The 25,385-nt window shown below is 70.1% G+C and carries 27 protein-coding genes; 14 read left to right on the forward strand and 13 right to left on the reverse strand.

Going from position 1 to position 25,385, the window contains the following annotated elements; genetic code table 11:
* Nucleotides 1-28: 28 nt before the first annotated feature.
* Nucleotides 29-394 (reverse strand): winged helix-turn-helix transcriptional regulator, encoded by a 366-nt coding sequence (locus ABT340_RS36025; RefSeq protein ID WP_352015387.1) that lies wholly within the window; start codon nucleotides 392-394, stop codon nucleotides 29-31.
* Between the two features lie 14 nt (nucleotides 395-408).
* Nucleotides 409-1,989 (reverse strand): ADP-ribosyltransferase domain-containing protein, encoded by a 1,581-nt coding sequence (locus ABT340_RS36030; protein ID WP_352015388.1) that lies wholly within the window; start codon nucleotides 1,987-1,989, stop codon nucleotides 409-411.
* Between the two features lie 181 nt (nucleotides 1,990-2,170).
* Here ABT340_RS36030 and ABT340_RS36035 point away from each other — a divergent pair, with 181 nt between their 5' ends.
* From ABT340_RS36035 to ABT340_RS36045, 3 genes are read left to right on the forward strand one after another with little or no spacing between them, the layout of a single operon-like run.
* On the forward strand, nucleotides 2,171-2,833 hold the full coding sequence (locus tag ABT340_RS36035) for a macro domain-containing protein (RefSeq protein WP_352015389.1): 663 nt from the start codon (nucleotides 2,171-2,173) through the stop codon (nucleotides 2,831-2,833).
* A gap of 60 nt (nucleotides 2,834-2,893) precedes the next feature.
* Nucleotides 2,894-3,742 (forward strand): sulfotransferase family protein, encoded by an 849-nt coding sequence (locus ABT340_RS36040; RefSeq protein ID WP_352015390.1) that lies wholly within the window; start codon nucleotides 2,894-2,896, stop codon nucleotides 3,740-3,742.
* The gene (locus ABT340_RS36045; RefSeq protein WP_352015391.1) at nucleotides 3,739-4,893 is read left to right on the forward strand and encodes a glycosyltransferase family 4 protein; all 1,155 of its coding nucleotides are present in this window, start codon (nucleotides 3,739-3,741) and stop codon (nucleotides 4,891-4,893) included. The genes ABT340_RS36040 and ABT340_RS36045 overlap by 4 nt, the downstream gene beginning before the upstream one ends.
* A 58-nt stretch (nucleotides 4,894-4,951) precedes the next feature.
* Here the strand turns inward: ABT340_RS36045 and ABT340_RS36050 are convergent, their stop codons facing one another.
* Together ABT340_RS36050 and ABT340_RS36055 are read right to left on the reverse strand one after the other, a co-directional pair.
* Nucleotides 4,952-5,404, reverse strand: coding sequence for a hypothetical protein (locus ABT340_RS36050; RefSeq protein WP_352015392.1), 453 nt, complete (start codon nucleotides 5,402-5,404; stop codon nucleotides 4,952-4,954).
* Between the two features lie 141 nt (nucleotides 5,405-5,545).
* A complete protein-coding gene (locus tag ABT340_RS36055) occupies nucleotides 5,546-5,740 on the reverse strand; it encodes a hypothetical protein (RefSeq protein ID WP_352015393.1) in 195 nt (64 codons plus the stop codon).
* Nucleotides 5,741-6,029: 289 nt separating this feature from the next.
* Between ABT340_RS36055 and ABT340_RS36060 the strand changes: the two genes are divergently transcribed.
* Entirely contained in the window at nucleotides 6,030-6,605 is a 576-nt protein-coding gene (locus tag ABT340_RS36060; RefSeq protein ID WP_352015394.1) for a hypothetical protein, read from the forward strand.
* A gap of 239 nt (nucleotides 6,606-6,844) precedes the next feature.
* On the forward strand, nucleotides 6,845-7,147 hold the full coding sequence (locus ABT340_RS36065; protein ID WP_352015395.1) for a hypothetical protein: 303 nt from the start codon (nucleotides 6,845-6,847) through the stop codon (nucleotides 7,145-7,147).
* A gap of 169 nt (nucleotides 7,148-7,316) precedes the next feature.
* Here the strand turns inward: ABT340_RS36065 and ABT340_RS36070 are convergent, their stop codons facing one another.
* From ABT340_RS36070 to ABT340_RS36080, 3 genes are read right to left on the reverse strand one after another with little or no spacing between them, the layout of a single operon-like run.
* Entirely contained in the window at nucleotides 7,317-7,955 is a 639-nt protein-coding gene (locus ABT340_RS36070; protein WP_352015396.1) for an HNH endonuclease family protein, read from the reverse strand.
* Between the two features lie 41 nt (nucleotides 7,956-7,996).
* Nucleotides 7,997-8,878, reverse strand: a complete 882-nt coding sequence (locus ABT340_RS36075; protein ID WP_352015397.1) for a TetR/AcrR family transcriptional regulator C-terminal domain-containing protein — start codon at nucleotides 8,876-8,878, stop codon at nucleotides 7,997-7,999.
* A 20-nt stretch (nucleotides 8,879-8,898) separates the two neighbouring features.
* Nucleotides 8,899-10,158 (reverse strand): carotenoid oxygenase family protein, encoded by a 1,260-nt coding sequence (locus tag ABT340_RS36080; RefSeq protein WP_352015398.1) that lies wholly within the window; start codon nucleotides 10,156-10,158, stop codon nucleotides 8,899-8,901.
* Between the two features lie 72 nt (nucleotides 10,159-10,230).
* Here ABT340_RS36080 and ABT340_RS36085 point away from each other — a divergent pair, with 72 nt between their 5' ends.
* Nucleotides 10,231-10,635: a TetR family transcriptional regulator gene (locus ABT340_RS36085; RefSeq protein ID WP_352015399.1), complete on the forward strand. Its 405-nt coding sequence runs from the start codon at nucleotides 10,231-10,233 to the stop codon at nucleotides 10,633-10,635.
* Here the strand turns inward: ABT340_RS36085 and ABT340_RS36090 are convergent.
* Nucleotides 10,526-11,539, reverse strand: coding sequence for a GNAT family N-acetyltransferase (locus ABT340_RS36090; RefSeq protein ID WP_352015400.1), 1,014 nt, complete (start codon nucleotides 11,537-11,539; stop codon nucleotides 10,526-10,528). The genes ABT340_RS36085 and ABT340_RS36090 overlap by 110 nt on opposite strands.
* Nucleotides 11,540-11,897: 358 nt before the next feature.
* Here ABT340_RS36090 and ABT340_RS36095 point away from each other — a divergent pair, with 358 nt between their 5' ends.
* Nucleotides 11,898-12,956: a tetratricopeptide repeat protein gene (locus ABT340_RS36095; RefSeq protein WP_352015401.1), complete on the forward strand. Its 1,059-nt coding sequence runs from the start codon at nucleotides 11,898-11,900 to the stop codon at nucleotides 12,954-12,956.
* Nucleotides 12,957-13,179: 223 nt separating this feature from the next.
* Here the strand turns inward: ABT340_RS36095 and ABT340_RS36100 are convergent, their stop codons facing one another.
* Nucleotides 13,180-13,908, reverse strand: a complete 729-nt coding sequence (locus ABT340_RS36100; RefSeq protein ID WP_352015402.1) for a helix-turn-helix transcriptional regulator — start codon at nucleotides 13,906-13,908, stop codon at nucleotides 13,180-13,182.
* 255 nt (nucleotides 13,909-14,163) lie between these two features.
* On the opposite strand from ABT340_RS36100, the gene ABT340_RS36105 reads away from it, so the two are divergent.
* The gene (locus tag ABT340_RS36105; RefSeq protein ID WP_352015403.1) at nucleotides 14,164-16,002 is read left to right on the forward strand and encodes an SIP domain-containing protein; all 1,839 of its coding nucleotides are present in this window, start codon (nucleotides 14,164-14,166) and stop codon (nucleotides 16,000-16,002) included.
* 77 nt (nucleotides 16,003-16,079) lie between these two features.
* Here ABT340_RS36105 and ABT340_RS36110 read toward each other — a convergent pair whose 3' ends face one another.
* Nucleotides 16,080-16,817 carry a DJ-1/PfpI family protein gene (locus tag ABT340_RS36110; RefSeq protein ID WP_352015404.1) on the reverse strand — a complete coding sequence of 246 codons (738 nt, stop codon included), beginning with the start codon at nucleotides 16,815-16,817 and terminating at the stop codon, nucleotides 16,080-16,082.
* A 72-nt stretch (nucleotides 16,818-16,889) separates the two neighbouring features.
* Here ABT340_RS36110 and ABT340_RS36115 point away from each other — a divergent pair, with 72 nt between their 5' ends.
* Complete coding sequence (locus ABT340_RS36115) at nucleotides 16,890-17,984, forward strand: GlxA family transcriptional regulator (protein ID WP_352015405.1); 1,095 nt, start codon at nucleotides 16,890-16,892, stop codon at nucleotides 17,982-17,984.
* A 426-nt stretch (nucleotides 17,985-18,410) separates the two neighbouring features.
* Here ABT340_RS36115 and ABT340_RS36120 read toward each other — a convergent pair whose 3' ends face one another.
* Nucleotides 18,411-20,066, reverse strand: a complete 1,656-nt coding sequence (locus ABT340_RS36120) for a fibronectin type III domain-containing protein (RefSeq protein ID WP_352015406.1) — start codon at nucleotides 20,064-20,066, stop codon at nucleotides 18,411-18,413.
* A 436-nt stretch (nucleotides 20,067-20,502) separates the two neighbouring features.
* On the opposite strand from ABT340_RS36120, the gene ABT340_RS36125 reads away from it, so the two are divergent.
* Nucleotides 20,503-21,087: a hypothetical protein gene (locus ABT340_RS36125; RefSeq protein ID WP_352015407.1), complete on the forward strand. Its 585-nt coding sequence runs from the start codon at nucleotides 20,503-20,505 to the stop codon at nucleotides 21,085-21,087.
* On the opposite strand, the gene ABT340_RS36130 is transcribed toward ABT340_RS36125, so the two are convergent.
* The gene (locus ABT340_RS36130) at nucleotides 21,072-21,833 is read right to left on the reverse strand and encodes an SDR family oxidoreductase (RefSeq protein ID WP_352015408.1); all 762 of its coding nucleotides are present in this window, start codon (nucleotides 21,831-21,833) and stop codon (nucleotides 21,072-21,074) included. The genes ABT340_RS36125 and ABT340_RS36130 overlap by 16 nt on opposite strands.
* An 80-nt stretch (nucleotides 21,834-21,913) precedes the next feature.
* On the opposite strand from ABT340_RS36130, the gene ABT340_RS36135 reads away from it, so the two are divergent.
* A complete protein-coding gene (locus tag ABT340_RS36135) occupies nucleotides 21,914-22,387 on the forward strand; it encodes an RrF2 family transcriptional regulator (protein ID WP_352015409.1) in 474 nt (157 codons plus the stop codon).
* 5 nt (nucleotides 22,388-22,392) lie between these two features.
* Here the strand turns inward: ABT340_RS36135 and ABT340_RS36140 are convergent, their stop codons facing one another.
* A complete protein-coding gene (locus ABT340_RS36140) occupies nucleotides 22,393-23,037 on the reverse strand; it encodes a TetR/AcrR family transcriptional regulator (protein ID WP_352015410.1) in 645 nt (214 codons plus the stop codon).
* A 148-nt stretch (nucleotides 23,038-23,185) separates the two neighbouring features.
* Between ABT340_RS36140 and ABT340_RS36145 the strand changes: the two genes are divergently transcribed.
* From ABT340_RS36145 to ABT340_RS36155, 3 genes are all read left to right on the forward strand, one after another.
* Nucleotides 23,186-24,397: a cytochrome P450 gene (locus ABT340_RS36145; protein WP_352015411.1), complete on the forward strand. Its 1,212-nt coding sequence runs from the start codon at nucleotides 23,186-23,188 to the stop codon at nucleotides 24,395-24,397.
* A gap of 75 nt (nucleotides 24,398-24,472) precedes the next feature.
* On the forward strand, nucleotides 24,473-24,670 hold the full coding sequence (locus ABT340_RS36150) for a ferredoxin (RefSeq protein ID WP_352015502.1): 198 nt from the start codon (nucleotides 24,473-24,475) through the stop codon (nucleotides 24,668-24,670).
* A gap of 344 nt (nucleotides 24,671-25,014) precedes the next feature.
* Nucleotides 25,015-25,200, forward strand: a complete 186-nt coding sequence (locus ABT340_RS36155) for a hypothetical protein (RefSeq protein WP_352015412.1) — start codon at nucleotides 25,015-25,017, stop codon at nucleotides 25,198-25,200.
* Nucleotides 25,201-25,385 lie beyond the last annotated feature (185 nt).

Consider the following 25,385-nt stretch of genomic DNA (forward strand, 5'->3'; position numbering starts at 1 on the left):
AGGACGGGAGGCCCGAAGGACGGGAGGGTCAGACGGCGGCGTCGTAGGCCTCGCGGGCCGCCTCAAGCTCCGTCAGGTGCTCCTCGGACCACCGGCACCAGGCGTCCATCGGCCCGAGCAGGGACCGTCCCAGGTCGGTCAGTTCGTACTCGACCCTGGGTGGGACGCCGGGGTAGGCGGTGCGGGTGACGAAGCCGTCACGCTCCATCGCCCGCAGCGACTCCGTGAGGACCTTCGGGGTGATGCCCCGCAGCGGGACCTGGAGTTCGGAGAAGCGCCGCCGCCCCGGCTCCAGACAGACCATGATCTTGAGCGCCCACTTGTTGTGCATCCTCATCGGCGGGACGATGTTCCGGCAGCCGGCGAACATGTCCGGATCAAGTGGTTCGCTCATGTCCGTCACACTACTCAGGCCACCATGCTCTGCTCGTCCAGCTCGGTCAGTTGTACGGTGCACAGCCCGCCGCGTTCGGTCTTCACGTCGGTCACCTTGAGCTGCGTGCCGGGGGTGAGGATGAACTCCTCCTCGCCGGTGAACGCGGAGAACGCCCGGATGCCCACGGCCCGGGTGGGACGCACCTCGAAGAGCGTCCGCTTGCCCCGGCTGCCCAGGAAGCCCCTGGCGACGTCCAGCTCGGAGGTGCAGGAGGAGACGCCCCACCATGTCACCGTACGGCCGAGCGGATACTGGGCCCGCAGGTCGAGCGAGACGCCGCGCCACAGCGGTTGCCGGTGGGCCGGCAGGTTGGAGACGGCCGCGAACAGCAGGCGCAGGTACGGCAGGTAGGGGACGATCCGGGTGCGGTCGGGGTCGCGCAGGGTGGCGTTGATCCGCCGGTAGAAGTCCGACTCGCAGGTGTAGAGGTACAGCGCGGCGGCCTCCTCCGCGGACAGGACACCCGCCTTCCGCGCACCGAACTCGTGCGCCCGCCGTACGTGCCCGCCGAGGCCGGACAGCAGTCGTTCGACGGGCTCGACGGCCTTGAGGAAGTCCATGAGCGGGGTGTCGAAGACGCCGGTGATCGCGGGCAGGAGCAGGCCCTCGTCCTTGACGCTGGCGAGCCGCTCCAGATAGAGCTGGTGGAGTTCCATCGTCGAGGCGATGAACTCCCCCATGCGGCCGGCGGTCTCACCTCCGGCGGCCGTGTTCCACCCCTTGCTGGGCAGCCAGTCGATCTCGTCGGTGCCCAGTGCCCTGAGGGCGTTGTTCACCGCGCCGAAGTGGTCGCCGTCGCAGAAGATGTCGCCCTGGGCCGCCGGGTTGGGGTGGTCGATGTGCCAGACCGTGACCTCGGGATACTTCCTCTCCAGGCGCTGGACGATCGCCTTCAGGTTGCGGGCGTGCGCTCCCCACCAGGCGAAGACGATGCCGCGGTCCTCCTCGTCCTCGGCGTCCCGCTTGGCCTTGAGGATCTCCTCGACGATCGTCTCGACGACGGGCTTCCAGAACCCGGTGTGCCTGGCGGTGCCCATCGCCCCGTCGCCGCTGACGGTCAGGGCGGCGTTGAGCAGCAGCACGCCCTGGGTGAGCATCGCCTGGAACCACTCCGGCGGCTGTACGGTCTCGTGCTCCTTGAGCAGCGCGCGGATGTCGGCAATCGGTGTCTTCTTGGGGATGCCGTACTTCCACATGGCCGCCGCCTTGATGATGCAGCGGATGCTCACGACCTTGCCGAACTGGCTGTCGCTCCAGTCGTGGAAGGTGTTGTCGAACATGGCGATGCCGGTGGCGCTCTCGGCCCTGGGGTAGGGGTTCTGGCCGAAGACGACGACCTTCCACCTGTGCGGCGGGTTGGGCTTGAGGGCCTGGAAGGTCAGTTCCCGCACGGGCACGATCTGCGGGTCACGGTTGGGGCCGATGAACTGGTCGCGCCCGGGTTGCTGCTCGATGACCGGCTTCAGGAGCGGCAGCCAGTCCTCGCCCCCGGCGAAGAGCTCGGCCAGGGCCAGCGGGTCGTTCGGGTCGGGCGGGGTCTTGCCGTCACTCATCGTGAGCTCCTGGTCAGCGTGCCGTACGGACAACGGATGGGGCGGATCGGGGGGAATTGTGCCGTCTGGAAGCCCTGGATGCGATCTCCGGGACGGCCTCACCAAGCATGATCCAAATTGTCAGTCCGGCAGGATATTTTCGGATATGTCGGAAAGAACCTCCTGCGACTGGAGCACATCCATGGCCGTCGAACACGTGAAGTCACCGCTCAGGGTCGTGCTGACGGACGTCAACACCGAGGTGGTGCAGTCGTGGCTGGCGGCGTTCGCCGACACCCCCGAGATCGACATCGCCAGGGGGTCGATCCTCGACCAGAACGTCGACGCCTGGGTCACCCCGACCAACTCCAAGGGCCGGATGGACGGCGGAGTCGACGCGGTCATCAAGCGGCACCTCGGGGCGGGCATCCAGCTCCGGGTCCAGCGGGCGATCAAGGACGAGTTCGGCGGGACGCTCCCGGTCGGCAGCGCCGTGTGCGTGCGCTCCGGGGCGGTCACCCCGAAGTTCCTCATCTCGACGCCGACGATGACCCGTTCGGCGCAGGACGTGAGCGAGACGCTGAACGTCGCACTGGCGTGCGCCGCCGCCTTCCAGGCCGTCCACATGCACAACAGGAACGAGCCCGGCGCCATCACCTCGGTCGCGCTGGTCGGCATGGGCGCGGCCACCGGCCAGGTCCCCGCCCGGGTCTGCGCCAACCTGATGTGGACCGGCTACACCCTGTTCAACGACCACTCCTTCCAGGACTACGACGACCTGCGCGAGACGGTCGTCAAGCAGCTCGACGGCATCGACGAACGCCCCGAGGAGCGGGTACGGATCGTCCCGCCCGGGCGCCGCTGACGCCGAGGTGCCGGGCCGTACACAGAGAAATGCCAGGAAGGCTGGGTAACGTGCCTCGCCATGAACTGGCAGCGCACGGTCAGCAAGGCCCTGGTCAGGGTCACCGGATTCCAGCTCAACCGGGTGAGGGACGCCCCTGAGGAGGAGCGGGAGCCGATACGGCCTCCCGCCGACCCGGTGACCGACCGGCTGCTGACCGCGCCGATCTTCGTCCTGTCCCCCGTCAGGTCGGGCTCCACGCTGCTGCGGGCGCTGCTCAACGCCCACTCCATGCTGCACGCCCCGCACGAGCTGCACGTTCGCAGGCTGAGCGTGGACTTCGGCACCTCACTGTCGAAGCGGGCGATGGAGGCCCTCGGCCACAACGGAGCCGACCTGGAACACCTGCTGTGGGACCGGGTCCTGCACCGGGAACTGGTCCGCAGCGGCAAGTCCTTCATCGTCGACAAGACACCCGCCAACGCCTTCGCCTTCGAACGCATCGCCACCTGCTGGCCCGACGCCCGCTTCGTCTTCCTGCTGCGGCACCCGGCCTCCATCGCGAAGTCCTGGCACGAGGCCAGCCCCGAGCGCCGTACGCCGCAGGAGGCCGCGCTCGACGCCCTGCGCTACATGAAGGCCGTGCAGCGGGCGCGGCGGGCGCTCGACGGCCTGACCGTGCGCTACGAGGACCTGACCGAGAACCCGAGGCGGGAGACCCGGCGTCTGTGCGACTTCCTCGGCGTCCCCTGGGAGACCGGGATGCTCGAATACGGGGAGCAGGAGGTGCTCCAGAAGGGCCTCGGCGACTGGAAGGACAAGATCCGCTCGGGAAGCGTGCAGCCGGGGCGTGCCCTCCCGGCCCCCGACGAGGTCCCCGAGGCGCTGCGCCCGATGGCCGTCACCTGGGACTACCTGGCGGCCCCGTGAGAGTCCGCTACCTGCTCCTGCACGCCTACGGGATGGGCGGCACGATCCGCACCGTGGTCAACCAGGCCAACGCGATGGCGCGGGCCGGGCACGAGGTGGAGATCGTCAGCGTCGTACGGCGCCGCGACGCCCCCCGCTTCCCCATCGACCCCCGGGTGCCGGTCACCGTCCTGGCCGACCAGCGCGCCGGGATACCCCAGGACTCGCTGGGCCGCAGGGCCTGGCGGAGGGTCCGCGGGAAGGTCGTGCCGCCCGGCGAGTTCGCGGCGGCCTACTTCACCGAACGGGTCGAGAGGGCCGTCGCCGACTACGTCTCCTCCCTGCGGGACGGCGTCCTGGTGACCACCCGTCCCGCGCTGAACCTCATCTCCGCCCGCCGTACCCCCAGGAGTGTGGTCCGGGTCGCGCAGGAGCACATCAACCTGGCCACCCACCCGGAGACCGTCCGGCGGCAGATCGCCCGCCACTACGGCAGGCTGGACGCGGTCGCGACGCTCACCGGGACCGACCGCGCCGACTACCAGGCGCTGCTGCCGGACACCCCGGTCGTGCGGATCCCCAACGCGATCCACCCCCTCGACCGGGCGCCGTCCCGGCAGGACGACCGCCTGGTGGTGGCCGCCGGGCGGCTCGTCCCGCAGAAGGGCTTCGACCTGCTCGTCCCGGCCTTCGCCCAGGTCGTACGGCACCGCCCCGACTGGCGGCTGCGCCTGTACGGCACCGGCCAGGGGAAGGCCGCGTTGCGCGCGCTCGTCAGGGAGCACCGGGTCGGCGACAACGTCACCCTGATGGGACGCAGCGACCGCCTCGACCGGGAGCTGGCCCAGGCGTCGGTCTACGCGCTCAGCTCCCGCTTCGAGGGACTGCCGATGGTGATGATCGAGGCCATGGCCCACGCCCTGCCGGTCGTCGCCTTCGACTGCCCGACCGGCCCGCGTGACGTCCTCACCGACGAGGTCGACGGGCTGCTCGTACCGCCGGGGGACGTGGACGCCCTGGCCGGGGGACTGCTGCGGCTGATCGGCGACCGCGAGCTACGGCTGCGGATGGGGGCCGCGGCCGTGCGGACCTCCCGGGACTACTCCCCGGAGGTCGTGACGCCGATGTGGGAGCGGCTGTTCGCCGAACTCCTGGGCCCCGCCCGGCACTGAGCCCGGCTTTCCCGCGTCCGGGCCGTACCCGGAGCACGGGGCCGTCACCACGGGCAGGTCACACGCCTCCCCGGTCGTTCAGTTTCACCGCCATCTCACGGGCGAACTGGCCGAGCCGTTCCTTGGGCAGGGCGCCGCACAACTCGTTCAGCAGCGCCGTCACGACCGAAAGCTCCGCCCTGTCCAGCAGCGCGAGCCGTTCCCCGGTGCCGTTCTTCTCGATCCAGGCGCGCAGCTGGGCCTCGTGGTCGTCCCGGGAGATCGGTCTGCCGTCGGCGCCACGGGCCATGGAGGTGACCGGCGGGGCCACGTTGCGGTCGTACAGCCCGGCCCGGCGCCCCGCCCGGAGATACCAGGCCGCCTCCACCGCGGCCCGTTCGCGTTCGCCGTCGGTCAGCTCCTCCCACGCCGGGTGGGACGTCCCCTCGTTGAGGAGTCTGTGGCGTGTCGCGGCGAGCTTCTCGGCGTGCCCGCGTTCGGTGTCGTCGGCGTAGTGGAAGGCGATGGGCATGCTGGTCCTCTCCGCCAGGAAAACCTGGCACCGGTCCTGGCGCAGCAGGGGCGCGGTTCTCCGCCCAGCATCCCAGAGGATTCGGCGGACACGGAACCGCGGTGTCCACGGGCCGGACTCCGGCGGCTCATCGGCCTGTGGTCACACCTCCGCCGTCTGGTCGTCGGCCCAGAAGTCGAACAGCTCGTCGGCGCTCAACTCGTCGAAGGGACGGTCGGGAGGAACCCGTCCGGTCACCAGGACCCACGTCGTCACCAGCAGCGCCAGCAGCCGGTCGTCCTCGGGGTCCCGGCCGGGGGTGCGCACGAAGGTATGGGAGATGTCTACGCGCGACATGGACTCGCCTCCATGAGGGGTAGGCGGGAGGGTTCCCCCAACCCTCCGCCCCCCGAAGCCCGGCCGCCACCACTCCAAACGTCTCCGGACGGATCCGGAAAACCCCTCCTCCATATCAGGCGGCCGTCGTTCCACAGCCGGCTGACTCCTTCCACGGTCTCCGAACCCGCGAAGAATCCACATTTCCCGCACCCTCGCGCACTGGATCCCACGAACAGGCTTCGTAGATCATGAAGGGTCGGAATCCGCACCGGTTGGAGTCACTGTGGCCCTGAAAGAACGGTCTTCGATGAGTTCGATCGGCGCGCCGGGGTTTCCCCTGATCGGTTCGCTGGCGGTCGTCGCCCTTCTGCTCCTGTACGGGGCGAGCTACCCCGGCGGTGTCTCCCTCTGGGTGCTTCCCGTTCTCCTGGTGGCCCTCGTGCTCGGAGTGATCTGGTTCGGCCGCCTCGTCGCCAGGCTTCTCAACCCGGTGACCCGGCCGGACGTCAGGCGGAACCTGCCGCGCTGGGCGGCGCCGCCGGCCATCGGGCTCCTGGTCCTCGCCCTGGTCATGGCGGGGGAGCCGGCGAAATCCAGGTTCGCCCTGTCCGAGCAGGCCTTCGAAAGGGTCGCCCGGTCGGCGGTGGCGGGGGACGCCGACTGGAAGACGAGGTCCGGAACGCTGGGGTCGTTCGACATCTCCTGGGCTGAACGGCATGGAAACACCGTGCGCTTCGCGCTGGCCGGTGGCGGCGACGTCATCCACGCCCACGGCCTCATATGGAGCCCGTACGGGGAACCCCCGTTGCCGGAAGAGGAGGAATACGAACCCCATGTCGAGCACTACTACGGCCCCTGGTATCTCTGGGTCGAGTCCTTCTAGGGCCTGTTTTGTGGATCCTCGCCGTGGCGAGGATCCACAAAACAGGCCCTAGCTTCTTCATGCTCGGCGTGTAGCCCTGTGGTCCGGCCTGTGGGAATTCTGTGCCGACGGGTTTGTTCGGCCACGCCACGCCGATGGGAGAAATCCACATAGAACCGCTGAGTTATTACCGTCGACACGTTCGGTGCGGCTGTATACCGTCCGAAGGGAAACGCCAGATACGCGCATGAGGGAGGACCATGAAACCGATCGGGCTCGTCCTCGGCGCCGTGGTGGTCCTGGCCGTTCCGTTGCTGGGAACTCCCCCCGCGCACGCCGACGGCTCCTTCGACTGCTGGTTCGGACAGCGGCAGCAGGAACAGGGCGGCTACGCGCTGGACGCGTGGAGCTGCGACGGCACCGGCTACGTCGACTTCACGGTCACCGTCAGATCCGGGGCGGCGGCGGGCACCTACCACTGCGGCTGGGGTTTCCCCTGGAACGGCACCCTGGGCGCCCACTCCTGCTCGATCACCGGGAGCGGAGCGAAGAAGGCGTCGTGACCTCCGCCGCGGCCGCGTGACCGACGTCCGCACCGCCCGACGCGCCCACGTGGCCCGGCGCGACCCTCCGCCGAAACGGCGCCTCCGGCCCGCCACCTGCCCGAAGCCACCTGCTCGAAGCCGCCGGAAGGGTTCGTCCGCCCGGGGAGGATCGTCGGGAAGGCCGGCGTCAGCAGGTCCGGAGCATGTTGAGCAGCGCCGCCTTCTCCTTGCGGGTCACGAAGAGCCGGTAGTGGTGTTTCACGGTGATCCACGAGGTCGCGTACCGGCACCAGTGGGCACGGCGTTGCGGGCGCCAGCCCTGCGGACCCCGCCCGCCCTTGGCGATGTTGGCGGAGTGGCTGACGGTGAGCAGTTCGGGGCGGGTGAGGTCGTTGGCGAACGCGCGCCGCCTGGCCTGACTCCACCGTTTGGCGCCCGAGCGCCACGCGTAGGCGAGCGGCACCACGTGATCGACGTCCGCCTGCTTCTCACTCCTGAGCCGTTTGCCGTCGTACGGGCTGTACCAGAGTCCCTTGACCGGACGGCAGGCCGCGTCACGCCGTACGTGCCGCCCGTCGCGGGCCAGAACCGTTTCCCGCGTGTCGCATCTTCCCGAGCGGCGTTCCCAGGGTTGGAACCGCTCGCGGCTGTAGCCGCGGATGCTCAGGGGCCTGGCGACCTTGAGCCGGGCCAGCATGTGCCGGGCGAGGGCCGCGCTCGCGGCCTGTGACTGCTTACGTGGTTCCGCTTCCGCCTGTGGGGTGGTGAGGGGAATGAGCGTGAGGGTCAGTACGGCGACGAGGACTGCCCGCCTCGGAAAAATCATGACTTTCCCCATACCCACCAAGATCCGGCTATGTCGACCGGTCACCGGCGGGTCTCCCGGGGGGCGATGACGGTGGTCAGGCCGTCGAGCAGGCGTTCGAGGCCGAAGGCGAACAGCGATTCCAGGTCGAGCTCCGTGCCCGGCTCCGCGACCTGGGCGACCAGCGGCCCGTCGGCGGACAGCTTGGCCCTGCCCCACTGTTTGCTGGTCATCCCCGTGTCCAGCTCGGCGGCTGCCTCGCTCTCGATGTTGATCGCCGTCCCGCGCACGTAGTTGACCACCGTGGCGTAGATGTGCAGCCGGGTGTCCGGGTCCAGGCCGAGGCCGTCGAGGGCGCGCAGGGTCCACAGTCCGTACGCCAGCTGCCCCGGCGGCGTCACCGGCCGGGTGATGGACACCAGCCGCGGCAACCAGGGATGACGCTGGTAGGCCGCCCATTGCAGCCGCGCGGCCACCCGCAGGTGGGAACGCCATCCCGGCGGCGGCTCCGGATATTCGATCTCGGCGAACGCGGCGTCGGCGATCAGCTGGGTGAGCTCGGTCTTGCCCTCCAGATGCCGGTAGAGGGCCATGGTGGCGACCCCGAGGTCGGCCGCCACCGCCCGCATGGACAACGCGGCCAAGCCGCCGGCGTCGGCGATCTCCATGGCCACGCGGACGACGTGGCCACGTTCGAGGCCTCCGGCCGAACGCGAGGGCAGTCTCCGGCCTGCGACCACGGCGCCGACCCGCGACGTCGACTCGATGGCGCCCGCCTGCTTGAGCGCGGCGAGCGCCTTGCTGGCCGTCGCCATCGCGACCCCCCACTCGCGCATGATCGCCCGGGTGGTGGGGACCGGGTCACCCGGCCGCAGCTCTCCGTCGGCGATGCGCCGCTCAAGGTCGGCGACGATCCGGAGGTACGGCGGCTGCGGAGCGCTCACATCGGCCATGCTGCCACGCCTCAGCGGTCAGGCATCCAGTTGCCGTGCAGGCCGAGCGGCACCCTGACGGGGAGGTGGACACGCGCGACGGGCTCGCCGGTGAAGTCCTGGGCCGAGAGGATCACCAGGTCGCTCGCGTTCCGGAGGGGATCGTGCACGTACGTGAGCAGGTATCCCTCGTCCTCGCCTTGCCCCGCGGCGGCGAACACCGCCTCCCCGACCGCCTCGTCCTTGCCGAACCCGTGCACCTCGGTCGTCCCCCGTTCCAGGTCATGCTTGACCAGGGCGTTGGTGAAGGCGTCGTCCGGTGGCATGCCCTCGGGGGCGAACGGGATCCCGTACAGGGCGGTCGCGGCCGAGTAGCCGTAGCGGTACGGACGGGTGGCGCGCGCCTGGTTCACCCGCGGGAAGTCCTGCGGCCGGTCGTCGACACGCCGCCGGTGGATCCCGTCCGTCGTGATCGTCCAGCGGTCCAGCGTGGGCCGGATCGCCCCGGGGTCGGCGGGATCGAACGGCCCCTCGGCCGTGACCAGGTCGACCACGATCGAGTCGCCGTCGTCGTAGGCGTTGAGCGTGTGGCTGACGTGGACCGGGTCGATGTCCAGCCACCGTACGTCGCCGCCCGTCCGCGGCATGACGCCCACCCGCGTCGGGTGCTCCGGCAGCCACCGGCAGTCGAACCCGTCGAAGCCCAGCGGCGTGTCCCACACCACCACGTGGTTCTCGGTGAGCGCGAAGTCGTGCATGAACGGTGTCCGCGTCATGGGGATGCCGGTGCTCTGGACGACGGTCCCCCCGGCGTCGGTCACGATGTGCTGGACGAAGTCGCGGCCCACCATGTACGACAGCGAGTGCAGCTCGCCGGTGAGCGGGTCGTGCTTGGCGTGCGCCCCCGCCGTGAATCCTTCCGCGGTCCCTCCCAGCTCGCACACGCCCACGGTGTTCAGCTCCTCGTCCAGTTCGGCGGGCGGCAGGCCGCCCTCCGCCATGGCGAAGGTGCGCCGGGCGTGCTCGATCACGTGCACCATGGGGGCGAAACCCGGTGCGCGCACGAAACGGTTGCGGTACCACTCGGCCTGGCCGTCACGCAGCCGCACCCCGTGCACCATGCCCTGGCCCATGCCCCAGATGTGCACGACGGGGTCTTCGACGCCCAGCGGGTTGGGCCCGTTGCGCAGGTAGCGGCCGTTGAGCTCGGCCGGGACGCGTCCGGTGACAGGCAGGTCGTAGGCGGTGACTTCCTCGATGACGGGCGCGAAGGGCCCTTCCAGGTACTTCATGTGGACACCGTACGCAGAAGTACGACCGCCCCTTTTGCAGCAGCGGAAAGAGCCGCATTCTGCACTAGTGCAGTGAGTGGGGCGCCCTTCGACGGCGACGGTTTCTCCGCCACCGCGGTTGACGAGAGCTGTGCCAGGGCCGACGTGACACGTGGCGCGTTCCACCACCACTTCAGCAGCAAGAAACACATCTTCCGCGAGGTCTACGCCATCTCAATGACCGTACGGCAGGCGTTCCTGGCCCGGCAGGACCCGTGGGACGGGATGGCGGCGGGCGGTGAGACGTCTTCCTGCCCCCGCCTCAGCCGAGCGCGCCGGTGCCCGGCACCGAACCGGGACGACCGTGGGCGACGCCTGGTCGGCCTTCTCATCGGCGCGCACCGTCCGCGAGGGGCAGTTCCATCAGGAGTCGCTCGTGCACCGTGCGGTAGCCCACCGTCCGGTTCACCGCGATCATCGGCAGGTTCCGCTGGTTGACGGTCGTGCCGACGGTCCGCACGCACGGGAAGCGTTCGTGCAGCAGCAGGGTGTGCCGGGCCTTGATCCAGCGGGCCAGGCCACGCCGCCGGTGCTGGGGAAGCACCACCGTGTCGTGCTGTGCCGCGTCCCGAGCGTCGTCCCCCGCCACGGTGATCACCGTCGCGGCGACGACCTGGCCGGTGTCGCGCCACAGTGCCGCGTGCGCCATCACATGCTCGCCACCGGCGGTCAGCCGCGCCTCCCAGGCGCGCACCGCCTCCCGGTCCCACCCCTGCCGGGACGCCATCTGCAGCGCGGCGCCCGGCGCGTCCAGCACGTGGCCCATGGCCTGACCGAAGGCGAGAACCAGCGGCTCGGGAACCGGGCCGTGCCAGTACACCGGCCGGTATCGGGCGGGGTCCGGGCAGGCGGCGAGATCACGGCAGCGGCGCAGCACCGTCTCGTCGAGTGACTGTTCCTGACGCTCAAGGCGCAACAGTTCCCGCGCTCCGCGCCAGGTGCGGGCGAACGCCTCCCCCGGCTCCCCGGCCGGCGCCGTCGCCTGGATCCGCTCCAGTCCGGCCCGGCGGGCGTCCTCCGCGATCCGGGTCAGCAGGGCGGAACCCACACCGGCGCGCCGGGCCGACGGGGCCACGAACAGGCGGAGGAAGCCGACGCGTGGGTCGCGCGACTGTGGCCGGAGTTCGGCCACGCCGACGACCGGCCGGGCGTCGTCGCCCCGGGCGACCCAGCGCGGTACGGCGGGCGCCTCCTCGGCGAGCAGCCGTCCGGCCAGCGCGGTCACGGAGGGCGAGTCTCCGGAGGCCTCCCGCTGCCCGTCGCCGAACACCTCGCACCAGGCGGTGAGATCGACCTCGGTCGCGTGGCGTGGCACGAAGGACTCCACGGTCGCAGAGGTCATTCCGACACTGTGACATGCCTTTTTCGCGGGACGCCAGAGGACTTCCGCGGAGACCGGTGTCTGGAGCGGATCACCTGTCACGGCGGGGCGGGTGACGGAAGAATGGGGTTGGGCTTGTTGTTCTTCGGGCTTTCCAGGAGCTACGAGGGCATCCGATTTCGTCCGGACCTATCCGGAGTCATCCGGATCGTTTCGACCTTGTTCTGTCTCATCCGGGTGTGCCTGACCAGGTCAACCCCCGATCGGCCCCGGACGAGGCGGGATATGGGATCTCCCCCTGCTTGACCCTCGGTTGATGCCAATATGACTCCAACTACTACCCGTAGATCACAGATCACTCATTTTCCGGCTGGGGGCGATGGCTCACTCACACCACGTCGCGACGCTACGCGCCTTCATCGCGCAGCTCAACGAGCTGCGTGAGCTGGCCGGTTCCCCCACGCTGTCCGAGCTGCGCAGGCTCTCACGGCCGTCGGGGAAGACCCCGGGCCTGGCGAGAGAGCTGACCGAGAGCACCACCCACGACATCCTCAGCGGGAAACGCAAGCGTGTCCCCGGCTGGCCGTGGGTGTCCTCCTTCGTGAGCGCCTGCACGACGGCCGCCGAGCTGACCGGGCTCGACGTGAGCGCCCTGGGAGACACGGACGCCTGGCACCGGCGTTGGCGCGCCGCCCATCTCGGCACCCCCACCGTCCAGGAACCCGCGCCGGCCGAGACGGCTCCGTCCCCGGCGTCTCCGGCGTCCTCGCCGTTCACCCGGCCCGCCGTACGGCCTCAGGAGCAGTCCGGGCCTCAGGAGACCCCCCGCAGGGCGCGGCAGCGGTCCACCGCCCCGAGCGAGCCCCCGCTGCCCGAGGCCACCCAGCACCTCCTGCAGGTCTACGGCAGGACCGGTGCCCGGCTACTGCACCACAGCGACGTCGGCAACGGCGACGACTGCATGCGCCTGGCCGTCATCGCCCTGCTGAAGGGCTGGCCCGAGGAGGGGCGCCAGTGGCTGCGCCAGGCCGGTGACGCCGGGCACGCCGACGCGCCCGCGCTGTTCAACGACCCGCAGCAGTCGCGGGCCGCCGCCGAGCTGGCCTACCGGTACGGCCGCCACTACCAGCGGGCGGGGCCGGAGCAGCTCAGTGTCGCGATGTTCTTCTACCGCCTGGCCGGCAACCACGGTCAGGCGGACGCGGCCTACCGGCTGGCGATGATCCACCAGAGCAAGGGAGAAGACTGGGCCGCGGCCAGCTGGTTCAACCGCGCCGCCTCGAACGGCCACCCCAAGGCCGCCAGGAAGTTCGACGGCGCCTCCGAGCAGCTCACCCAGCCTCCGTGGAACACCGACGGCGCGCTGCCCATCGGGCTGATCGAGGCCCCGGCTCCCGTTGAGCCGCCGGCCGGTGACTCTCCCGCCGACCACGGCTGAGGCCCGGCCGTACGGCGTGCCCGGAAGCTGCCGGGGACGGACGGGGTGGGGTTGGCGTGCGGCGGCGGCCATGGTCCCGTCCCTTCCTCGGGTGGGCCCGGTTCCTCCTCCAGCACCGCGCCCACCGATGACGTGTCTATCAGTGATCAGCCGGTCACCTCAGGTGAATTGACAACTTCCGGGACCGGACCGCCATTGGGACGGTTCCATCGCGACTCCCCCTTCAGGCCGATTTCCTCGCGTACGCCCCCGGCGTCTGCCCGAAATGCCGTCGGAACGCCATGATGTAGCCGTTCACGCTGCTGAAGCCGACCATGGCGGCCACCGCGCCGACCAGGTGGCCGCGCTGGAGCAGGTCGAGGGAGTGGTTGAGCCGCAGCCTGGTCCGCCACTCGGAGAAGGCCAGGCCCGTCTCGGCCCGGAACGCCCGGCGCAGGCTCGTCGAGCTCGTGTGCAGGCTCAGCGCCCACTCGGTGACCGTGCGCGGATCGTCGGGCCTGCGGCCCAGTTCCCTGGCGACGGTCGCGGCCAGCGGGCTGCTCGGCTGCGGCAGGGGGAGGCTCGCCCGCGTCGCCGCCGACAGGGAGGCGAACGCGAACGCGTCGTCGGAGAGCACGGACCTGCGGGTCCTGCTCAGCAACAGCCTGCGCTGCGCGTCGGTGACGTTCACCCCGGTGACCTCGGTGTACGGCAGGCGGTACCGCTCGGCGTCGAACGACTCGGAGACGATCATCGAGTCCTCGCCGAACCTGGCGCTGTGCGCGATCCCCGCCGGGATCCACAGGGCGACCGACGCCGACAGGCGGTGCTCCCTGCCCTGCGCGGTCACCGTGATCCACCCGAGCGGGACGAACAGGAACTGGTGGTAGGTGTGCGCGTGCGGCGGATGCCCCCAGTCCGCGACGAACTCGTCGTCCGCCATGGTCTCCGGCCCAGATACCTCTCCGATCACGGTCCGACCTCCTGACGGTCAGGGGCACGTGACCCCTGAGTGTGAGCGGCCGCCCTCCACGTTGGATCGACCCAAATAAGGTAAGGGTAACCTAAGTAGCCATTTATCAGCTTAAGAAGCAGGGGTACGGCCGCCGTGAGCGCCTGAATGGCACGGACGGACACACGGTTTGGCCGCCCGGTTGGATTTGTTTCGCCCTGTTCGTCCTATGGTCAGTTTCCTGAGCCCGTCGCCCTCTACCAAGGAGCAGCGCAGATGCCCACCCGCAATCCCCGTGCGGCCGTCACCTTTCCCATCGTGCTGAGAGAGCTGACCGTTCTGCGTGTCTCGGACGTCACGCCGGGAATGCGGCGGGTCACCTTCGGCGGCGAGCAGTTGCGGGCCTTCACCCGCGACGGGCTCGACCTGCCCGAGCTGCGTTCCGAGGGCTTCGACGACCACGTGAAGTTCTTCTTCGGCGTCGGGGACGAGCCGCCCGTGCTGCCCGCGCAGAACGTCAGCAGCCTCGACTGGCCGGTCGACGAACGGCCGCTCGCCAAGGACTACACCCCGCGCCGCTTCGACCCCGAGGCCGGTGAGATCGACTTCGACTTCGTACGGCACGAAGGCGGCGTGGCCTCGTCGTGGGCCGACCAGGCGGCCCCCGGACAGGTCGCCTGGATCGCCGGGCCGAAGATGTCCCACGGCCACCCGGAGGGCGCCGACTGGCTCCTGGTCATCGGCGACGAGACCGCGCTGCCCGCCATCGGCCGCTGGCTTGAGGAGATGCCCGAGGGCACCAGGGCCAAGGTCCTCATCGAGATCGGCGACCCCTCCCACCGGCAGGAGCTGCCGACCAGGGCCGAAGCCGACGTCGTCTGGCTGTCGCGGGACGGCGCCCCCGCCGGGACGACCGATCTGCTCGCGCGCGCCGTACGGGAGCTGGAGTGGCTGCCCGGGACCGTGTTCGTCTGGGCGGCCGGAGAGGCGGGTGCCCTCAAGGAGGTACGGCGGCACCTCGTCACCGAACGGGAGGTGCCCCGCGAGTGGATGCACCTCACCGGCTACTGGCGCTACACCGCGCCCTCCCCCGCCGCCGAGGCGCACGAGGAGGAGGACGACGACGCCCACGAGCGGCTGCACACGATGACCGACCTGGCGCCCGGCTTCGCCGTCAGGGCCGCGATCACGCTCGGCCTGGTCGACCTGGTCCACTCCGGGGTGCGTGACCTGCCCGAGCTGGCCCGGCGTTCCGCCACGGACTCGGAGACCCTCGGCGTGCTGATGTCCTACCTGGTGTCGATCGAGGTGTTCGCACGCGACGAGGACGGCGGCTACCGGCTCACCCCCATCAGCGACGAGCTGATCGAGGACGACCACTCGGCGGAGGAGTATCACCTCGACGGGGCTCATGCCGCCCTCGACCTCTCGCTGTCCGGGCTGGTGCACACGCTCCGCACCGGCCAGAGCGGTTACCGCACCGCGGCGGGACAGACGCTGGGCGTCGCCGTACGGACCGACGAGACGCTGGGGGGCTCCGCCCGTTCCATCGTCGAGGAGACCGCGCTGTGGGTCGTGCCCGGCGTCGTCGGCGCCTACGACTGGGAGAAGGTGAGCTCGCTGACCGCGGCGGGCAGCGGGACGGGCAGCGTCGCCAACGCCCTGGTCAAGGCCTTCCCCACGCTGAAGGTGCGGATCGCGGCCATGCCGTCGGCGCTGGGTGTGCTCAGGGAGAGCGTGCTCGACACCGACGTCCTGCCGAAGGTCGAGCTGGTCGCCTCCGCGAGCGCGGTGCCGCCCGGCGGGGACGGCACCTACCTGCTGGCGCACCTGCTGACCTGGCTGCCCGACGGCGACGCCGTACAGGTGCTCACCGAGACCGCGAACGGCCTGCCCGACGGCGCCGACCTGGTCATGGTCGAGCCGTGCATGCCGGACGACTTCCACGACGCCGAGGACATGCTCTACCACCTGCGGCTCAAGTGCGCCTTCGGCTCCGGGCTGCGTCCCGCCGAGCGGATCGAGGGGCTCGCCGCCCAGGCCGGGCTGCGCGTCAGGTTCTCCAGGAACATCGGCTGGGACCACCGGCTGTGGGTGCTGGAGGCCGCGCGCTGAGGTCCGCTCGTGGTCCCGAACCTGCCGTCCACCGGGCCGGGCGCGTGTCCGAGGCCGCGCGCTGAGGTCTGTCCGGGTCAGTCTCGGCCGGTCCGGTAGACGGCGCCCCGGCGTTCGTACTCCAGGACCCGTTCGACGTTGAGGGAGACGTCGATGCCGTGACCGCGCTGGACGAGCCACAGGGCCAGTTCGAGGCCGCTGGTGACCCCTGCCGAGGTGACGAGGTCGCCGTCGTCCACCACCCGGGCGTCGACGACCTTGCCGCCCTGCTCGGCCAGTTTGTCCTTGCTCATGTGGTGGGTCGTGCAGGGCCGTCCCCTGACCAGGCCCGCCGCCCCCAGCAGCAGGGCGCCGACGCAGACCGACGCCATGACAGGACGTGTACGGCGGGCGGCCCGCAGGGCGGCGGGGATCACCCCCCGCTTGATCTCCCTGGCCACGCCCGGCCGGTCGGGGTCGCGCGCGTAGCCGCCCGGCACCAGGATCACGTCCGCGTTCTCCGGCTGCCAGGGGGCGGTGACCTGGATCCTGGTGCCGCAGCTCGCGACGATCGTTCTCGGCCCGTCGCAGGTGACGAGTGTCGTCTCGATGGGCGCGCCGAACTTGCTCGCGATGTCCAGTGTCTCCAGCGGGGCGGCGAAGTCCAGTTCCTCGACGCCGTCGAAGAGGACGATGTGCACCCGTCGCAGGGACGACCCCGGCGTCGTGGTCGTCGTCGTGGTCGTCGCTGTGGCCGTACCGGTGCTCACCGCGGTCGGCAGGAGCGCGCCGGTGGTGACGGCGGCGGCGCTCTGGAGAAGGGTTCTGCGTTCCATGAGCCACGAGTCTGCGGTCGGCGGCCGGGGCGGACCAGTGGCGTGAGTGCCGTGGTGCGCTAGGTTCTGGCCGTGTCCACCCCCGTGCCCCTCGGCGTGTCCGTTCCCGTGCCCGACGCCGTGTCCGGTGGTGCGTCCGCCCGTGTGTCCGGTGGCGCGTCCGAGGCGGTGTCCACCCCTGTGCACACCGTCGCCGTGCTGGCGCTGCCCGGGGTCGTGGCGTTCGACCTGGGTGTGCCCTGCCAGGTGTTCGCCAGCGCGTACTCGCCCGGCGGGACGCCGCTCTACCGGGTCCTGGTCTGCGGCCCCGGTGAGGTGACGGCCACCGCCGTGGGCGTCGCGTGTTTCCGGCTCAGCCCGGGGCACCCGCTCGCGGACGCCGCCTCCGCCGACACCGTCGTGGTGCCCGGCCTGACGCGGGACGCGCCCGAGGTGACGCCCGAGGTGCTCGACGTCCTCCGTACGGCGGCGCGGCGTGGTGCCCGTGTCCTGTCCATCTGCACCGGCGCGTTCGTGCTCGCCGCCGCCGGGCTGCTCGACGGGCGCAGAGCCACCACGCACTGGCGGATGACCGGGGAGCTGGCCCGCGCCTACCCGCTGGTCGAGGTCGAGGCGAAGGCCCTGTACGTCGACACCGGGCAGATCCTCACCTCGGCGGGTGTCGCGGCCGGGCTCGACCTGTGCGTGCACGTGGTGCTGAACGACCACGGGCCCGCGGTCGCCGCGAACGTCGCCAGGGGCGTCGTGATGGCCCCGGAGCGCGAGGGCGGGCAGGCCCAGTTCGTCCGCCACCCGTCGCCCGCACCCGGCGGGGCGGATCTGGGGCCGACGCTGCGCTGGGCGCGCGAGCACATGCACCTGCCGCTGACGCTCGCCGACATCGCCCGCCAGGCGAACACCAGCGTCCGCAACCTCAACCGCCGCTTCCAGGACCAGGTGGGGACGACGCCGCTGCGGTGGCTGCTGCGGGCCCGGGTCGACCGGGCGCGGGAACTGCTGGAGAGCACGAACCTGCCGGTCGAGCGGGTCGCCGAGCGCTGCGGCTTCGGCTCGCCCGCGTCCTTCCGCGCCCGCTTCGCCCAACGCGCCGGGGTCAGCCCCAGCGCCTACCGCGCCGCCTTCCGCTTCCGGGAGAACGCCCGGGGAAACGTCCAGGACGTCCCCTGAACGTCCGGGAGCCGCGTGAGGAACGTCTCGGGGGTCGGACGAGGGGGTGTTCGGGCGCCAGGGGACGTGTCCCAGGGGTGGGCGGGGGACGCCCAGGACGTCCGAGACGGCTGAAGGGCGTCCCGGGGAACACGCCAGGCGCACGAGGGACGTTCAGGACATCCGGGAGCCGTACGGGGACGTCCCGGGGGTCGGCTGAGAGGGCGTTCAGGACGCCGGAGGCCCGTCCCAGGGAGCGAACCAGGGGACGTCCAGGACGTTCGAGGAGGCATTCGGGACGTTCGGGGGAACGGCCGAAAGGGGCCTCGGAGAAACGACCGGCAGAACTCCCGGACACATCCCGAAAAATCGTGAATAAGCAGAAGAAAAGGGGACGGGTGGCGCCCCGTCCCCTTTCCGAACTTCAGGTCAGATCATTGCCGAAGGTCAGAAGCCCGCGGTGATCTTGGTGAACTCCCACTCGGCCTGCGGAACGCCGCCGCCGTTGACCCGGTCACGGTTGACCGCCCAGAAGGAGAACCTGGTCAGGCCCTTGGAGATGGCCCAGTCACGGATCTTGGTCCACTGGGCCGGGGTGGTCGTCTCGTTGTTGTCGGACTTACCGTTCATGCCGGAGATGCCCATGTGCGCGTAGGCCTCGGAGTCGCTCCAGCCGAACGCGCTCTTCAGCGAGCTCTTCAGCCCCTCGGAGGCGTTGACCGTGTCCTGGTACATCTCGGTGCCGCTGAAGTTGAACGGCATGATCGTGTAGTTGTCGATCGGAGCGCCCAGCGCCTTGGCCTGGTTGACCAGCCGGACGCCCGCCGCGCTCAGGGCCGTCTTGAACGTCGGGATGGTGACGACGATCTTCACGTTCGGGTTCTTCTGCCGGACGATCTTCAGACCGTTGAGGATGCGGTCCTGGACGGTGTAGTTCTCGAACTCGTCGGTGTTCTCGATGTCGAAGTCGACCACGGCCGGGCCGAGCGCGTCGATGACCTTCTGCACGGCGCCGGCGAAGGCCTCGGGGGTGGAGCAGTTCGGGCCGAGCTTGTTGCCGCTCCAGCCGCCGAAGGAGATCTCGACACTGCCGCCCTTGGACTTGATCGTGTTGATCGCGTTCTGGTCGGAGCCACCGGTCAGCGGACGCTGGCCGTCCCACGCCGGGTTACAGCCGTTCTGGGCCAGGATGAAGGCCATCGTGAAGGCCTTGACGCCGGTCGCGTCCATCACCGTGCCCGGGTTGGGGGGGTTGCCCCAGCCCATGTACAGGTACGGGGCGCCGGGCAGCCTGGGCGGCTGGGGGCAGCCGGAGGTGCTGGCGGTCACGTCGCGGCCCGCCGACTCGCCGTTGGCGTTGTAGGCCTTGATCGTGTAGGTGTACGCCCGGCAGGCGTCGAGGCCCGAGATGGTCGCGGTGGTCCCGGTGACCTGCGCCTTCTGCGTGGCGCCCTCGTAGACGCGGTAGCCGGTCACGGTGCCGCTGGAGGCACCCCAGGTCAGGGTGATGCTGGTCGCGGTCGAGGTCGCCGAGGCCGTACCGGGCTGACCGGGGGCGCCGTTGTCGCCCTGCGTGGTCGCGCTGACCGGGGAGCTCTCCGGCGAGCGGTTGCCCGCGGCGTCACGGGCGCGCACGGTGTAGGTGTAGGTGCTCGACGGGCTCAGGTTCGAGTCGGTGTAGGTGGTGCCGGTGGCGGTGGTCACCAGGGTCGTGCCCCGGTAGACCTCGTAGCCGGTCACGCCGACGTTGTCGGTCGAGGCGTCCCAGGCCAGCGAGACGGTGCTCGACGAGGTGCCGGTGACACGCAGGTTGCCCGGGGTCGAGGGGGGCGTCGGGTCACTGGGACCACCCGTGCTGACCTTCCACAGGGCCGGAACCCGGTCGGGCTCCCAGCCGGGCAGCGAGGTGTGGCTCTGAAGGCACTGGTAGTCGACGCCGTTGTGGGTGACGACGGTGCCCGCCGTGTAGGAGGTGTAGGGAGCCCAGGCCGCGGCGACGGCCTGGACACTCGCCTGTACCGCGCCGGCGTCGGCCAGCGCGGGGGCGCCCAGACCCGTCATGCCGGCGGCTAAGAGCGCGAGGATGACGACACGAAATCTCACGTCACACTTCCAGAGGATGGGGGGTGTTCTGGCATGCCCACCGCTGTCCCGCAAAGTGGGGACGGCCGTGGGCGGAGTGCGTCTTTCACCGGGCGGGCCGTACCGAGATTTCACGTCGGCACTGCCTGGCCGGCATGTGTAACGGGACAGGGTCACGTTCAGCGCGGACGCCGAAGCGACCCGTTAAGCGTGAAGGGGCAGGTGAACACCTCTTCACCGTTTTTTCCATTAGGAAACTTTCCTAATAGATTCGGATTGTAACGTCGCCCTGACGACCCTGCAAGGACTCCGGTAAAGCACTCCTGACAATGAAGGCCGTCGACGAGCGCGACGGTGGCAGGGAATCCGTGCTTTTTGGCGCGTTCCCAGCTGTCGGTTCCTCCTGGACGCGGCACACAATCGCACTGGGGAAAACTCACCGACAAAAGGGGGACACATGAAGGCCAGAGGAGCCTTGTCGCTCACCGCCGCGGCGGTCGCGCTCACCGTCACGGTCCAGGCGCCCGCCGGTGCCGCCGTCCCGACACCGGACCCCTCCCCGACCACCTCCGTCTCCGCCGCGCGGGCCGAGGAGACGAACTTCGCCTCGGTCGACGACGCCGACCTGACCGGCAAGATCGACAAGCACATCGCCAGGTACGGCGGGCAGCGCAGGGGCGCCAACCAGATCGTCTGGAGCGACAAGGGCGCCGTCATGACCTTCCCCACCCCGGTGAAGGCCACCGCGCGCACCGCCTACGCCAGGATCGCCTGCGGCTACGGCGACTACTGCCTTTACCAGCACGCCCTGTGGGACCGCGAGGGCGGCGCCATGATCGCCTTCTACGAGTACGGCCTCCACCAGCTGGCCGACTTCGGCTGGCAGGACATCACCAGCGCCCTGGAGAACAACCAGTCCGACCGCGCGGGCGGGGCGATCTACGACGACGCGACGACCCTGAACCGCTCCCGCGCGTGGTACAAGGCGGACGCCCTCGGCTCGGGCAACGACCGGGCCGACATCGCCTACCTCTTCCCGTGATCCTCCGATAGACGCTCAAGCCACTCCTCGAAGGTGGTCGGCGCGATGCGGGCGCCCTCGCCGGGCAGCAGCACCTCGCCGGCCATCTCGACGCCGAACAGCTCCTTCCACGTCGGCACCAGTCGCACCTTACGGCCGAGCACCTCGTTGGTGCGCCTGGCCATGTCCACCAGGTCCTCCGTGTACGGCCCGGCCACGTCGGGGTGACGGCCCCGGGGCTCACCCGTGACGACCTCGGCGAGGACGGCGGCCACGTCGGCGGGCGCGATCGGCTGCACCAGCAGCGGCGCGACGGTGGCGACGCCGTCCCGCTCCGTCCAGCTCGCCACCATGGCGGCGAAGTCGTGGAACTGCGTGGCGGGCACGATCGTCCACGGCACCGGCCCCTCGGACACGAGCCGTTCCTGCTCCCGCTTGCCCGCGTAGTGGGCGTTGCCCTCGATCTTGTGGATGCCGACGATCGACAGCAGCACGTGGTGCCGGACGCCCGCCCGTTCCTCGGCCGCCAGCAGGTTGCGCGTCGTGGCGCCGAAGTAGGCGATCGCCTCCACCCGGTCTCCTTCGCCCCCGTTGGTGACGTCGACCACGGCGTCCACCCCGGTCAGGGCCGCGTCGAGCCCCTCTCCGGTCGTCAGGTCGACGCCGAGTGAACGGCTGACGCGCACGACCTCGTGCCCCTGGCCTTCGAGGGCGGCGACGGTGAGGGCTCCGATGTTGCCGGTGGCACCGGCGACTGCGATCCGCATGATGACCTTTCCTCCCGTGGTGTCACTTGCACGGTATCTCGGACTAAAAAGATCCGCAATGTCTTAGATAGACTCATGGCATGAAGTTGCCCGTGAGCACCGAATGGGTCCTGCACTGCGCCGCGTCACTGGCGCAGCTCCTCCCGGGGGAGATCGCGTCGGCGGCTCAGCTCGCTCAGTACTACGACCTGCCCGCGCCCTATCTCGCCAAGCAGTTGCAGCTGCTCGTCAAGGCGGGGGTGCTGGCCGCGACGACGGGTCCGAGAGGGGGGTTCAGGCTCGCGCGGCCCGCCTCCGAGGTGACGCTCCTGCAGATCGTCGAGGCGGTCGGCGGAGCGGCCTCGCCGTACGAGTGCCGGGAGATCCGCATGCAGGGGCGCGGGGCGCTGCCCCCCGAGCAGTGCCAGGACACCTGCGTGCTGGCCAGGAAGATGGCCGAGGCGCACGAGGCGTGGCGGAGCAGTCTCGCCGGGGTCTCCCTCGCCGACGTCCTGGACACCCTGCCCGGTACGGCTCCCGCCCGCACCCGGTCACGGCTGCTCACCCAGCCCTGACGGGCTCAGTCCCGGCGGTAGAGGGCGGTGAACAGCGGCCAGGTCAGGTCGGCCATCTCGGCGGGCGTGCGCGGGCAGCCGCGCTGCAGCCAGTCCGCGGCCACCCCGACCAGCGCCCCGGCGGCGAAGGCCGCGGGCACGTCGTGCGGGTCTCCGTCGCCCTGCCGTACGGCCTCCCCTGCGGCCTCCACCGTGGCTCCCACTGTGGCCTTGCCCCTGGCCTGACGTGCCCCGGCGTATCCCGCCGCGGTGGCACGGCGGCGGATGTGGTCGATCACCCGCGCGCTCCCGCTCGGCCCGAGCAGGGCGCGGTAGAGCCCGGCGTGCTCGGCCAGCGTGGTGAAGAAGGCCAGCAGCTTCTGGGGGGCGTCCCGCGCCGGGTCCGCCGAGACCGCTCCGGGACCGGGCACGGCCCCGATCAGCTCGTCGATCATCACGGTGCAGGCGGCCTCGGCCAGCTCGTGGACGTCCCGGTAGTGGTCGTAGAAGGTGGAACGGCTCACCCCCGCCCGTCCCGCGACGTCGGCGACGCTGAGGCGGGACAGGTCCCGCTCCTCGACGAGCTCGATCAGCGCGCCCTGCAACGCCTTCTGCGTACGGCGCACCCGCCGATCACCCAGGGGAGCTCTGCCGTCTCTGTTCGTGGTCACGAGATAAATCTACCTTCTACCTACACATGTAGGTTTTCCTCCATATGTAGGTTAAGTTCGATGACGGGGGGCGTACGGGAGGAAGATCGGGCATCGTCGCCCGAGACGAGCGCCCCCATCGACCGTTCCGTTCGGAGGAGAGGCCCGCGTGACTACCGACGAGCAGCTTCTGAACTACCCGTTCCCCGGTGAGACGGCGCTTGAGCCGCCCGCCGAGTGGGAGCGGCTGCGTGAGCAGTGTCCCGTGGCCCATGTGAGGCTGCCCAGTGGCGACCAGGCCACACTGCTCACCAAGTACGACGACGTCAAGCGGGTGCTGGCCGACCCCCGCTTCACCCGACGACTCGACGCGCCCGACGCGGCCCGGCTCTCGGCGGAGGGCGACGGGGTGTTCAGCGGGGAGATGACGAAGATCGTCCCCGACACGGGCGAGGGCCACCAGCACTGGCGCCGCCTGGTCGCCAAGTGGTTCACCGCCAAACGGATGATCGCGCTGCGGCCCAAGATGACCGAGATCGCCGAGCGGCTCGTCGACGACATGGTCGCCGGTGGCGCCCCCGGCGACCTGCGGGCCGCCCTGGGCTTCCCGCTGCCGGTCTACGTGATCTGCGACATGCTCGGCGTGCCCGCCGAGGACCGGGACCGCTTCTCCCACTGGTCGGACGCGCTGCTCAACCTCACCCGCTACACCAAGGCGGAGACCGAGGCCTCCCAGCTTGAGTTCTTCCAGTACATGTCGGAGCACGTCACCGCCAAGCGCGCCGAGCCGGGCGACGACCTGCTCAGCGAGCTGATCGCGGTCGGCCCTCCCGAGGAGGGCGGCCTGTCCGACCTCCAGATCGTGGTCACCGGCATGGGACTGCTGGTCGCCGGGCACGAGACCACCGCCAACATGATCGGCAAGATGGTCGCCATGCTGCTGAGCGACCGGAGCCGGTGGGAGCGGCTGCTGGCCGACCCCTCGCTGGTGCGCACCGCGGTCGAGGAGGCGCTGCGCCTCGACGCCAACGCGGGCATCGGCCTGCCGCGTTACCTGCGCGAGGAGATCGAGGTCAGCGGCACGACCCTGCCCCGGGGCACCACCGTGATCTGCAGCATGGCCTCGGCCAACCGGGACGAGGGCGTCTTCGACGCGGCGGCCGAGATGGACATGACCCGCTCCCCCAACCCGCACCTGGCCTTCGGCTCCGGGATCCACTCCTGCCTCGGTCAGGCCCTGGCCCGTACCGAACTCCAGGTGGTCCTTGAGGTACTGCTGCGCAAGCTGCCCACCCTGGAGCTGGCCGTACCCCAGGAGGAGCTGCGACGGGTCGAGGGACTGGCCGTCGGCGGGCTGAGCGAGCTGCCGGTCCGGTGGTGAGGACCGTGGCGGCATTTGTTACGCGACGTCCATGGCGTCGACGTCCGTGACGGTGAAGGAGGAGCCGGCATGAGTTTGAGAGTGAGCGTTGACCAGACGAGGTGCTGCGGCGCCGGTCAGTGCGTGCTGACCGTGCCCGAGGTCTTCGACCAGCGCGAGGAGGACGGCATCGTCGTACTGCTCGAACCCGCGCCCGCCGAGGAGCTGCACAGGGCGGTCCGTGAGGCCGCCGCCGTCTGCCCGACCTCGACGATCACGGTCCACGAGGACTGAGATCCCCGCCCCGGGGCCGTTGCCCCGGGGCTTTCGGTCCGCGAGCCATTTCACGACCCAGGGTTAATAATCGATTACTCTTGGTAGCCATTCTTCTGTCTCCGTATTAATGCCATGTCACACCCCACCGAGGCCGCATATACCGCCAATGGCAACAAATGACCGGCACGCCATTTCCACACAAAGACGCACATAAAACACTTTGCCCTTTCTGGCAATCAGCGAACCGGCCGAAAAGAAATGCAATACATACCCTGGGGCCATACACACCGCCTTTCCTGTCGTGCGATACATGAGCTGCACCACCTCTCCACGACCGCCTATCGGCAGAAAGGCAGAACAAAATGAGTGACTCCGAGGTCGCCAGCAAGGAAGCTCTCGCAGCGGCTCCGAAGATCTGGCGGCACATCGTCCAGGCGAACCCTGCGGCGGCGGTCGCGTTCGTCAACAGGGCCCCTGCCCAGCAGGCGGGCGAAGCCGTCTTCTCCAACCGCTCCGACGGCAAGGTCGACGTCTACTACTTCCTCTAAGCCTTGACAACATGGCTGTGACCTCGAAGAACACCTAGAGGTCACAGCCGTACGGCAAGCCCCCCGCGGGGCCGCCCAACCGGGCGGCCCCGTTTTTCGTGCTCGGGAGACCTCCGCGGGGACGGCACGCACGGTGCACGGACGGACACCCTCCCCCTGGGCACCGACCGGCGAATAAAAAACAG

Origin of the sequence: Streptosporangium sp. NPDC000239 (genome assembly GCF_040300765.1) — a bacterium.
Classification (GTDB): domain Bacteria; phylum Actinomycetota; class Actinomycetes; order Streptosporangiales; family Streptosporangiaceae; genus Streptosporangium.

Coding starts and splice junctions, on each gene's coding strand:
- ABT340_RS36025 (WP_352015387.1), bottom strand. CDS start 394: ATGAGCGAACCACTTGATCCGGACATGTTCGCCGGCTGCCGGAACATC.
- ABT340_RS36030 (WP_352015388.1), bottom strand. CDS start 1,989: ATGAGTGACGGCAAGACCCCGCCCGACCCGAACGACCCGCTGGCCCTG.
- ABT340_RS36035 (WP_352015389.1), top strand. CDS start 2,171: ATGGCCGTCGAACACGTGAAGTCACCGCTCAGGGTCGTGCTGACGGAC.
- ABT340_RS36040 (WP_352015390.1), top strand. CDS start 2,894: ATGAACTGGCAGCGCACGGTCAGCAAGGCCCTGGTCAGGGTCACCGGA.
- ABT340_RS36050 (WP_352015392.1), bottom strand. CDS start 5,404: ATGCCCATCGCCTTCCACTACGCCGACGACACCGAACGCGGGCACGCC.
- ABT340_RS36055 (WP_352015393.1), bottom strand. CDS start 5,740: ATGTCGCGCGTAGACATCTCCCATACCTTCGTGCGCACCCCCGGCCGG.
- ABT340_RS36060 (WP_352015394.1), top strand. CDS start 6,030: ATGAGTTCGATCGGCGCGCCGGGGTTTCCCCTGATCGGTTCGCTGGCG.
- ABT340_RS36065 (WP_352015395.1), top strand. CDS start 6,845: ATGAAACCGATCGGGCTCGTCCTCGGCGCCGTGGTGGTCCTGGCCGTT.
- ABT340_RS36070 (WP_352015396.1), bottom strand. CDS start 7,955: ATGATTTTTCCGAGGCGGGCAGTCCTCGTCGCCGTACTGACCCTCACG.
- ABT340_RS36080 (WP_352015398.1), bottom strand. CDS start 10,158: ATGAAGTACCTGGAAGGGCCCTTCGCGCCCGTCATCGAGGAAGTCACC.
- ABT340_RS36090 (WP_352015400.1), bottom strand. CDS start 11,539: ATGACCTCTGCGACCGTGGAGTCCTTCGTGCCACGCCACGCGACCGAG.
- ABT340_RS36095 (WP_352015401.1), top strand. CDS start 11,898: ATGGCTCACTCACACCACGTCGCGACGCTACGCGCCTTCATCGCGCAG.
- ABT340_RS36105 (WP_352015403.1), top strand. CDS start 14,164: ATGCCCACCCGCAATCCCCGTGCGGCCGTCACCTTTCCCATCGTGCTG.
- ABT340_RS36110 (WP_352015404.1), bottom strand. CDS start 16,817: ATGGAACGCAGAACCCTTCTCCAGAGCGCCGCCGCCGTCACCACCGGC.
- ABT340_RS36125 (WP_352015407.1), top strand. CDS start 20,503: ATGAAGGCCAGAGGAGCCTTGTCGCTCACCGCCGCGGCGGTCGCGCTC.
- ABT340_RS36130 (WP_352015408.1), bottom strand. CDS start 21,833: ATGCGGATCGCAGTCGCCGGTGCCACCGGCAACATCGGAGCCCTCACC.
- ABT340_RS36135 (WP_352015409.1), top strand. CDS start 21,914: ATGAAGTTGCCCGTGAGCACCGAATGGGTCCTGCACTGCGCCGCGTCA.
- ABT340_RS36155 (WP_352015412.1), top strand. CDS start 25,015: ATGAGTGACTCCGAGGTCGCCAGCAAGGAAGCTCTCGCAGCGGCTCCG.